Raw genomic sequence first — 5022 nt, 5'->3', positions numbered from 1 at the left:
AGCCCGCCAACGGCAACGAGGCCACCGACGATGACCGCTATGACGCCATGAAGGCCGCCGTGGAGGGCGGTGCCGAGGTGGTGGTGTGCGCCGGCTACCTGCAGGAGGCCGCGCTGAAGAAGGCCGCCATCGAGTTCCCCGACACTCCCTTCGTCTTTATTGACGGTTACCCCCTCAGCGATGACGCGGGCAATGTGCTGGCCAACGTGGCCGGTATTGCCTTTAAGGAAGAGCAGGCTGGTTACCTGGCCGGCTACGCCGCTGTGAAGGACGGCTTCACCAAGCTGGGCTTCTCCGGCGGCGGCGGCGGCACCAACCCCGCCTGCTGCCGGTTCGGCTACGGCTATGTCCAGGGCGCCAATGACGCCGCCAAGGAGCTGGGCGTCACCGTCGATATGAACTACTCCTGGCAGTACGGCGCCACCTTCTCCGCCTCCACCGAGCTGCAGACCATGATCAGCGGCTGGTATGCCAACGGCACCGAGATCGTCTTTGCCTGCGGCGGCTCCATGTTCCAGTCCATCGCCGCCGCCGCCTCCGCCAATGATGGCTATGTCATCGGCGTGGACGTGGACCAGTCCGGCGAGTCCGACTACGTGGTGACTTCCGCCATGAAGGGCCTGTCCGACGCGGTGCAGTGGGCCGTGGGTCACGTCTATGACGGTACCTTCGACACCATCGGCGGCGTGGCCACCTCTCTGGGTGTGGAGAACAACTCCGTGGCTCTGCCTACCGCCGATGCTTCCTGGCGGTTTGAGACCTTCACCGTCGCGGAGTACGAGGACCTGTATCAGCAGATGCTGGACGGCACCCTGGTTGTGGACGCCAACTATGACAACCTGGAGACCACCGAGTGGAGCAATGTGGTCCTGAACGTGGAGTAATCCATCCCATTGCGCAGATCGGGAGGGGACGAGTTTCGTCCCCTCCCTTTTTGCCGATAGTGGGCAGAATCACTTGTTTTTTCCCCATAAATACGGTATAATATGGTCATTCTACTGAGGAAGCGGGATGAGGAGAATGCAAGCCGAGAACATCATCGAGATGCTTCACATTACCAAGGAATTCCCGGGAATCATCGCCAACGATGACATAACGCTCCAGCTCCGCAAGGGCGAAATCCACGCCCTTTTGGGGGAGAACGGGGCGGGAAAGTCCACCCTGATGAGCGTCTTGTTTGGGCTGTATCAGCCGGAAGCGGGGGAAATCCGCAAGAACGGCCAGACGGTGAAGATCCACAACCCCAACGATGCCACCGCCCTGGGCATCGGCATGGTGCACCAGCACTTCAAGCTGATTGACGTGTTCACCGTGCTGGACAACATCATTCTGGGCGCGGAGACCACCAAACTGGGCTTTTTGCAGAAAAAGGAAGCCCGGAAGAAGGTACAGGCTCTGTCGGAAAAGTACGGCCTGAAGGTGGATTTGGACGCCCGGGTGGAGGACATCACCGTTGGCATGCAGCAGCGGGTGGAAATCCTGAAGATGCTCTACCGGGACAACGAGATTTTGATTTTTGATGAGCCCACCGCTGTCCTCACCCCGCAGGAGATTGACGAGCTGATGGCCACCATGAAGGAGTTTGCCCGGGAGGGAAAGAGCATCCTCTTCATCTCCCACAAGCTCAACGAGATTATGGCAGTGGCAGACCGGGTCACCGTACTGCGCAAGGGTAAGTATGTGGGTACCGTGGATACCAAGGATACCGACAAGCAGTCCTTGTCCAACATGATGGTGGGCCGTCCGGTGCAGCTGGAGGTGGACAAGCAGCCGGCCAAGCCCGGCGAGGTGGTGCTCAATGTGGCGGGGCTCACTGTACCCTCCCGCACCCACAAGCGCAATGCCGTCAACGATGTCAGCTTTCAGGTCCGCAAGGGCGAGATCGTCTGCGTGGCGGGCATTGACGGCAACGGCCAGACCGAGTTGGTCTACGGCCTTACCGGCCTGGAGAAGTGCTCCGCCGGTACCGTCACCCTATGCGGTAAGGAAATCAGCCATGCCTCCATCCACCAACGGGGGGAGAATATGAGCCACATTCCCGAAGACCGGCATAAGCACGGCCTGGTGCTGGACTTCACTCTGGAGCAGAACATGGTGCTCCAGCGTTTCCGGGAACCCCAGTTCCAGAACATGGGCTTTATCAAGAACGCCGAGGTGCGCAAGTACGCCGAGACGCTGATTGAGCAGTACGACGTGCGCTCCGGCCAGGGTCCGGTGACCATGGCCCGGTCCATGTCGGGCGGCAACCAGCAGAAGGCCATCATCGCCCGGGAGGTGGACCGGGACAAACCGCTGCTGGTGGCGGTGCAGCCCACCCGCGGCCTGGATGTGGGCGCCATCGAATACATCCACAGTCAGCTGATTGCCGAGCGGGACAAGGGCCGGGCGGTGCTGCTTATCTCTCTGGAGCTGGACGAGGTGATGAGCCTGTCCGACCGCATTCTGGTCATGTACGAGGGCGAGATTGTGGGTGAGCTGGACCCGGAGACCACCACCGTGCAGGAGCTGGGCCTCTACATGGCCGGCGCCAAGCGAATGACCAAGGAGGGAGCGGGAGCATGAGAGAGAAAGGTTCCACCCTGTGGGAGAAGGACGCGGCCAAATCGGTAACTGCCTCCCTGATCTCCATTGTCATCGGCATGGCGGTGGGTGCCGTCATCATTCTGATTGTAGGCATGTTTAACTCCAACTTGGGTCTGAAGGGCGCCATTGAGGGGATCCGCCTGGTATTCGGCGGCCTGTTCAGCACCGGCCGGGACGGGGCGGGTCACCTCACCTTCGGCTTCAACCCCACCAACATGGGCAACATGCTCTTCCGCGCCACTCCGCTGATTCTTACCGGCCTGTCGGTGGCGGTGGCCTTCAAAACCGGCCTGTTCAACATCGGCGCGCCGGGCCAGTACCTGATGAGCACCGCAGCCACCCTGATGCTGGCCCTGGGCATTTCCACCGACAATGTGCCTGCCCCCCTGGTATGGCTGATTGCCTTCCTGGGCGGCATTCTGGCGGGAGCGCTGTGGGGCTGTATTCCCGGCCTGGTGAAGGCCTTCCTCAACATCAACGAAGTGCTGGCGTGCATTATGACCAACTGGATCGCCGCCAACCTGGTGACTTGGATGTTTGACGGCAGCCAGTTCCGCAACCTGGTGGAGAACACCAAGAGCGGCTATATCTACAAGACCTCCTTCGGCCTGACCCAGGTGGATGGGGTGTGGACCTATGTGGACGGCAAGGGCGTCCAGACCGCCAAGATGGGCCTGGACAAGCTCTTCCCCAATTCCCAGGTCAACGGCGGCATCCTCATTGCCATCGTCATCGCCATCCTGATCTATATCCTGATGACCAAGACCACCCTGGGCTATGAGCTGAAGGCCTGCGGCGCCAACCGCCATGCCGCCCGCTATGCCGGTATTGCCGATAAGCGGAACATTGTGTTGTCCATGGCCATTGCCGGCGCCCTGTCCGGGGCCGCCGCCGCGCTGTACTACCTCTCCGGCAACACGGAGTTCTACTGGACCTCCGCCTATCAGTCTCTTCCCGCCACCGGCTTCAACGGCATCCCTGTGGCCCTGCTGGCGGCCAGCAACCCCATCGCGGTCATCTTTACCGGCTGCTTCATGTCCATGTTGGACATCGTGGGCCTGCAAATGACCAACCTGACAGCCTACAACGAGTACATCACGGATGTGATTATCGCCATTATCGTTTACCTCAGCGCCTTCTCGCTGGTGATCAAGATGCTGCTCAGCGGCCGGAAAAAGCATAAAATCTCCGCGGTACGGGAGGCCAAGGCCCCGGCGTCGGATCCGCCGCCGGACACCGGCGCGGCGGAGCAGAAAGGAGGGGAGCAGGCATGACGTTTCTGATTCAGCAGACCCTGCTCTATGCCGTCCCGCTGATGATCGTGGCTCTGGCCGGCGTCTTTGCCGAGCGCAGCGGCATCATCAACCTGGCACTGGAAGGCATTATGATTTTCGGCGCCTTTGCCGGGGTGCTCTTTGTCAATCTGTCCCAGAAGGCGGGCTTTTTCCTGGATGCCAAGGCCGCTGGCGACTGGGTGGCCCTCCAGGGCTTCATGGTGCTGGCCATCGTGGTGGCCGCCGTTCTGGGCGCTATTTTCTCCCTGCTGCTCTCCTTCGCCTCGGTGAATCTGAAGGCAGACCAGACCATCGGCGGCACCGCCCTTAACCTGCTGGCTCCCGCCCTGGTGCTCTTCTTCATCCGCCTCATCGCCAACCAGAACACCCTGCAAATGGCGGAAGGGGACTCGGCCAGCTACTTTATGATTAAAAAGAGCTTTTTCGGCTATGGCCGCAATGACGAGATGGGCTTTTTGGGCTCCACCTTTGTGGACAAGACCTATTTGGCCACCTATATCTGCATTATCCTGTTTGTAATTTTGTCCATCCTGCTCTACAAGACCCGGTTCGGCCTGCGGCTGCGCTCCTGCGGTGAAAATCCACAGGCCGCCGACTCTCTGGGCATCAACGTCTATAAGATGCGCTACGCCGGCACCACCATTTCCGGCGCCCTGGCGGGCATGGGCGGCTTTGTCTACGCCCTCACCACTGCCAACTGCGCCTCCACCGGCGATGTGGCCGGCTTCGGCTTCCTGGCCCTGGCGGTTATGATTTTCGGTAACTGGAAGCCCTTGAACATTGCCGGCTCCGCCCTTATTTTCGGCCTGTTTAAGTGTATTGCTGCCTCCTATACCAGCATTGACATCAATGGCGACGGCATCTTTATGCTGAAGGAGATCGGCATCAGCCCCCACTTCTATCGGATGCTGCCCTATCTCATCACCCTGGTGGTGTTGGCCTTCACCTCCAAGAAGTCCAGAGCCCCCAAGGCGGAGGGGATTCCCTACGACAAGGGCCAGCGCTGAGTCCAAAGAAAAACAACGTATCAAAAAAAGCCAAAACCTCCGGTTTAGCCGGAGGTTTTGGCTTCAGTCTGTCGAAAAACCCGTTTCATGCTTGATGCATGACCGGGTTTTTCGCATATATCGGCCAGAATAGGAGG

The 5022-nt window shown here is 59.9% G+C and carries 4 protein-coding genes; all 4 read left to right on the top strand.

Annotated features, from left to right (window positions below):
• A partial coding sequence (locus Q0J74_RS10330; protein ID WP_297214332.1) for a BMP family lipoprotein occupies positions 1-884 on the top strand: 884 nt, incomplete at its 5' end.
• 127 nt (positions 885-1011) lie between these two features.
• Positions 1012-2562, top strand: a complete 1551-nt coding sequence (locus Q0J74_RS10325; protein WP_297214330.1) for an ABC transporter ATP-binding protein — start codon at positions 1012-1014, stop codon at positions 2560-2562.
• Positions 2559-3857 carry an ABC transporter permease gene (locus Q0J74_RS10320; RefSeq protein ID WP_297214328.1) on the top strand — a complete coding sequence of 433 codons (1299 nt, stop codon included), beginning with the start codon at positions 2559-2561 and terminating at the stop codon, positions 3855-3857. The genes Q0J74_RS10325 and Q0J74_RS10320 overlap by 4 nt, the downstream gene beginning before the upstream one ends.
• The gene (locus Q0J74_RS10315) at positions 3854-4885 is read left to right on the top strand and encodes an ABC transporter permease (RefSeq protein ID WP_297214326.1); all 1032 of its coding nucleotides are present in this window, start codon (positions 3854-3856) and stop codon (positions 4883-4885) included. The genes Q0J74_RS10320 and Q0J74_RS10315 overlap by 4 nt, the downstream gene beginning before the upstream one ends.
• Positions 4886-5022: the final 137 nt, after the last annotated feature.

Origin of the sequence: uncultured Flavonifractor sp. (genome assembly GCF_944387675.1) — a bacterium.
Classification (GTDB): Bacteria; Bacillota; Clostridia; order Oscillospirales; family Oscillospiraceae; genus Flavonifractor.
Note: the sequence above shows the minus strand (reverse complement) of the source record. Positions and strands in the feature narration are given on the sequence as shown.